The sequence below is a fragment of the Microcystis sp. M53598_WE2 genome, from assembly GCF_030067735.1.
GTDB classification, from domain to species: domain Bacteria; phylum Cyanobacteriota; class Cyanobacteriia; order Cyanobacteriales; family Microcystaceae; genus Microcystis; species Microcystis aeruginosa.
Map to the genome: position 1 here is coordinate 1 of NZ_JASJFE010000795.1, position 4,802 is coordinate 4,802.

General features: G+C 41.7%; 6 protein-coding genes. 1 reads left to right on the forward strand and 5 read right to left on the reverse strand.

Features of this window, described 5'->3' with window-relative positions:
- The 4 genes from PX636_RS16225 to larE form a co-directional block, all read right to left on the reverse strand.
- Nucleotides 1–992 (reverse strand): Ig-like domain-containing domain (locus PX636_RS16225; RefSeq protein ID WP_288117827.1); only part of this gene is annotated, 992 nt, incomplete at its 3' end.
- Between the two features lie 46 nt (nt 993–1,038).
- A complete protein-coding gene (locus PX636_RS16230) occupies nt 1,039–1,830 on the reverse strand; it encodes a TIGR03943 family putative permease subunit (protein ID WP_002797586.1) in 792 nt (263 codons plus the stop codon).
- Between the two features lie 24 nt (nt 1,831–1,854).
- The gene (locus PX636_RS16235; protein WP_002760364.1) at nt 1,855–2,865 is read right to left on the reverse strand and encodes a permease; all 1,011 of its coding nucleotides are present in this window, start codon (nt 2,863–2,865) and stop codon (nt 1,855–1,857) included.
- A gap of 306 nt (nt 2,866–3,171) precedes the next feature.
- The gene (gene larE, locus PX636_RS16240) at nt 3,172–3,981 is read right to left on the reverse strand and encodes an ATP-dependent sacrificial sulfur transferase LarE (RefSeq protein ID WP_288117829.1); all 810 of its coding nucleotides are present in this window, start codon (nt 3,979–3,981) and stop codon (nt 3,172–3,174) included.
- Nucleotides 3,982–4,214: 233 nt separating this feature from the next.
- On the opposite strand from larE, the gene PX636_RS16245 reads away from it, so the two are divergent.
- The gene (locus PX636_RS16245; RefSeq protein ID WP_288117831.1) at nt 4,215–4,529 is read left to right on the forward strand and encodes a DUF433 domain-containing protein; all 315 of its coding nucleotides are present in this window, start codon (nt 4,215–4,217) and stop codon (nt 4,527–4,529) included.
- Between the two features lie 59 nt (nt 4,530–4,588).
- Here the strand turns inward: PX636_RS16245 and PX636_RS16250 are convergent, their stop codons facing one another.
- Nucleotides 4,589–4,774 carry a type II toxin-antitoxin system RelE family toxin gene (locus PX636_RS16250; RefSeq protein WP_002797595.1) on the reverse strand — a complete coding sequence of 62 codons (186 nt, stop codon included), beginning with the start codon at nt 4,772–4,774 and terminating at the stop codon, nt 4,589–4,591.
- Nucleotides 4,775–4,802: the final 28 nt, after the last annotated feature.

Sequence of the window (4,802 nt, forward strand, 5' to 3'; positions counted from 1 at the left end):
ACCATTGCTGCGGCCGTACCATCGGCAGAAAAATTCAAAATTCGCCCAAATTTTGGTAAAAAATCCAGGGGTTTTGTCTCGAATTTTAAGGGCAAAAGCGCAATTCCTTCCCCCTGGGTGACAGCCAAAGTTTTACTATCAGGTGCGATCAAAAATTCTCCGCCTTGGATGTTTAATTGTTGGGGTTTTTCCCCCGATTTAACTGCCCATAAATCGAAGTTAATCGGATTGCGGCGCTCAATTCTCTGCACGACAATAGTTTCCCCATCTTTAGCTAAATCAAAGTGATTATTTTGATAATCTTTATTGTCTAGCACTAACTCAATTTTTAGAGGCGATTGACTGCTATCAACTTGGTAAAGCTGCAGTTCACGAATTCCCTCTATTCCCCGATTTTTCGCCACGGCCGAAAAGAGGATTTTTTTACCATCAGGATAGAATTCAAAAGCCATAACGGTCAAATTTGCGGGGGTTAAGAGGGTTTTCTTCTCCTCCGTCAAGTTATAAAAAATTAATCTTCCCTGTTCTTCCCCATTAGTGCCAATATAGGCAAAAGCACGATCGCGACTTTTAAATTCTCTTTCAAAAATTGCCAGGGTTTGTCCTAATCGATTACCGCTGCGAAATTGTTCCCGCGCACCTTCAATTTGCAGATGATATTTTTCTCCGTAGGGAATGGGAGAAGTGAGGGTATAAGCTAATCGTCTTCCGGCCCAACTCAACTTACCCGGCAGCGGAGGATCGATAACTAGATTTTTTTCTACACTAGCATGATCCATGGGGCGATCAAAAGTGATAATAAATGCTTGATCTTCTGAGCCAATTTCTCGATTTTCCCAGCTAAATTCCTTGACCCTTGGACCGGTTTGTAAAAGACATTGATTACCACAGCTATTACCTAACCAAATTAAGCCGCCAATTACTAAGGTTAGCGATACAATTAATGTTATCGCTAATTTATCAATCGGTTGTAGTTGTAAGGTCTTGATCATTATAGTAGATGGTTAGAAACAACTGATAACTGATAACTGATAACTGTTAATATCCGTAGGGATCCACAGGAGTGGGTATAGATTTCACGGATTTAGCCTTAATTACTAATTGTCTTCTGGTGGTTGATTTTCCCACCTCTACGGGTAAAGATTCCGTGGCCATTTCTCCGGTGATTTCTAACCAAGTATCATTGGGATATTGACCGCGACTTCCTGATAGTTTCACCGGCAAACCCACGGGATAAGCATCCACGGCACAACAGGTAAGGATAAAGCGACTAATTAATAAATAATTATCGGGTAATTGGGGCAATTGCACCACAAAACCTGTGACTTTTACCGGTTGTCCCGTGTAAGCATCAGGTTCGGGGTAAGCATTCAAAGTTCTTACCCATTCAATTAAACTTTTTTCCTCTGGTTTAACGGTAGTGCCAAAGGATTGAGTTTGCAAGCGAGTTAGGGGTAAAGATTCACTAATTCCCCTCTGTAATGCGATTTGACTGCTGAGGGGCTGCGGGGCAATAAATAGGCCTAAAAGGGCAGTGATTACTAATAAACCTGAGCCAAAATGTTGGGGAAGAATGGTAATATGCGATCGATTATCGTTACTATCTAAATTAATCTTTTTTTGCCACTGTTTTAATAATGTCCAAAGCTTGACTATTCCCAGAACAAATAAAGCAATACTGGTGATGAGAACCAGGATAAAATAATTAGGATGGATCAGTAAATTTAACTGTCCAGTTATCCAGTATTTAAATAGTAACGAACCCCAACCGATTAGGGCAATAATATCGATAAATTGGGGGGCGATTATTTTTAGACGTGATGAATTCATGGGAAAAAATATCCGGGTACTGACCTAAAATAAATAACTGTGAGCCAAGGTGAGTAAAAAAGTCATTTGCGCTGCTAAAGCAAAGAGATAAATTAACATTCTCGGTTTAAAAATAGACAACATTAAACCAATCCCTTTCAGGTCAATCATTGGACCGAACACTAAAAAAGCCAGCAGGGAACTACTGGTAAAACTAGAGGCAAAGGAGAGGGCAAAAAAAGAATCAACCGTGGAACAAATCGAAACAATTACCGCTAACAGCATCATGGCCAAGATCGAAGTAATCGGATCCTGACCCAAATTAAGAACAAATTCCCGGGGAACAAACACCTGTAAACCGGCCGCTATAGCACTTCCTAAGATTAACACTCCTCCTAATTCCCGTAATTCCATCACCACGTTTTCCACAAAAGTTAACCAGCGCCTTTTCATCGGGATAGCTTGCACTGCTGGTAGGACAGCAGTAGCGGCAAAACTTTCATCTAAGCGCAAAGTTTGCCCAGAATTACCGATCAGAAAAGAACCGGATTGTAGTAGTAGTGGGATAGATTCTTTTTCCGGTGTTTGCGGTTGCCAATTGAGACTTTTTGCCAAAGAGGTTTGTAGGAGCGGTCGGGGATCTTTTTGGATACTAAAGATAATACCGATAACCGTAGCGATGAACAAAGAAAAGATAACTCGATAGAAAACAATTTCCGGTTGATCGCGAAAAGCTACCCAAGTGGACCAGATAACAATCGGGTTAATTGTCGGCGCTGCTAAGAGAAAACTAACCGCTACTGCATTCGGCATTCCTTGCACAAGTAAACGTCGCGCCACCGGCACATTGCCACACTCACAGACGGGAAACAAAAAACCAATACATCCCCCCACAAATGCTCCTAAAACAGCATTTCGAGGCATCAAGGCAACTAGGCGACGTTCATCGACAAATATTAAAAGAATACTAGAGAGAATCACCCCTAGCAGCAAGAAAGGCATCGCTTCCACCAACAGGCTCAGGAATAGGGTAAAGGCATTTTGTAGTTGACTCATCTATCCTCGCCTTGGCAATTAGAGGTTTAGGGGTAAAGACTTAGGAACCCCAGAAAAAGGTTCATCAGTCCGCTCCCCGGCTTTTTAACATTTTTTTAATATATCCGATCGAGTGACTTCTGTGTTGTCAGGGGACAGGAGCCAGTTATCAGGGGACAGGTTTTAGGTTTTGGGGTTTTGGGGTGTTAGGGTGTTAGGGTGTTAGGGTTTTAGTTGAAATTCCCCCACTTCCCCACTTCCCCACTTCCCCACTTCCCCACTTCATAATTCATAATTCATAATTCCCACTCTCCCATCACCTCACACTTAGAGGACTCGATTAAGTTTGCCGCTTTGATAACCTTCTAGATCGAGGGTGACATAGATAAAGCCTAATTTTTGCAGATCAGCGACTAATTCGCTTAAATTTGTCCGATTAATAAAGTCGGGAATTGCTGCTGCCGGTAATTCAATCCGTGCCGTATCGCCGCTCGATCGCACCCGTAATTGACGATAACCTAATTTTCGCAGATAAATCTCCGCCCGTCCGACTCTTTGCAATTTCTCCAGGCTAATTTCCTCCCCGTAGGGAAAACGGGAACTTAAACAGGGTTGCGCCGGTTTATCCCACCAAGGTAAATTTAAGTAACGAGATAGTTGACGAACTTCGCTTTTTGTGATACCAATTTCCGCCAAAGGTGAACGAGCGCCGCGCTCCCTAGCGGCTTGAATTCCGGGACGATAATCCCTTAAATCATCAGCATTAACGCCATCGATGACGTAGGAATAACCACGAGCGAGGGCGAGGGGTTTAAGGGTGTCGTGTAGCTCACTTTTGCAGAAATAACAGCGATTAACGGGATTACTGGTGTAATTGGGGTTATTCATTTCCTCGGTTTCCACCAATTCGTGCCGAATACCGATATAATCGGCCTGAGCGATCGCTTCTTCTAATTCTTCCGGCAGTAGGGAAGGGGAAACCGCCGTAATTGCCAATGCTTGACTCCCTAGCAGATCATAAGCCACTTTTGCCACTAGGGTACTATCCACGCCCCCAGAATAGGCAATCAGGGCTTTTTCGCTGGTTTTTAAGAGGTTTTGTAATTGTCCGAGTTTATCAAGTAATTGACTGTCCATGGCGGCGATTTTGGCAACTGGTTTAGGGAGACCGTTTTTTATTTGGGTATAGACAAGTAGCTTAAGCCACTTGTCCCAAGAATTTGCGGCAATGAGGTAAGTAGTAGTGCAAAATAAATTTCCTAGTCAAGATAGGCACTCATGCAAGAGGTAAGAGGTGGTTAGATATGTGTAATTAATTTTGCCTAGGTACTTAGTATAATTTAAATGCGTCTTAGCTTAACCCTCTCTACATGACAACAAATCTCACAGACTATAAACATATTGCAATTGATCATCGGGGAGTACCAATAATTGCGGGTTCTACCCTAAAAGTGATTGATCTAGTTATGGCACAAATAGCTTACGGTTGGACTCCAGCAGAAATTCACATTAACCATCGTGATTTAAGTATGAGTCAAATTCACTCAGCATTAGCTTACTATTGGGAACATAGAGAGGAATTATATCAAGCTATCCAAGCTGATTTAGAATTTGCCCAAAAAATGCGAGAAAAAGCCGGATATTCTCCCTTTGTTACCCGACTTAAAGCACAGGGAATAAGGTAAGAATAGGCGTTTAAAATGTATCTTAGCTTATTGCTGATCCCAATTATTTTAGTAAGTATTTAGTCATAAACTTCACTTCTATGACCTACTCTAACAATAATAATTATCCTACTCTCTCGATCAAATTCATAAATAACCCGATAATCTCCTACTCTTAATTTATTAAGAATCCTCAGTCTGATAAAATCGCTGATCAAATCTAAATCAGTTATCGACTCTGGTTCAAAAGTAACAGAATAGCTCATTTAAGGTTCTATCCCATATCTTTTATCC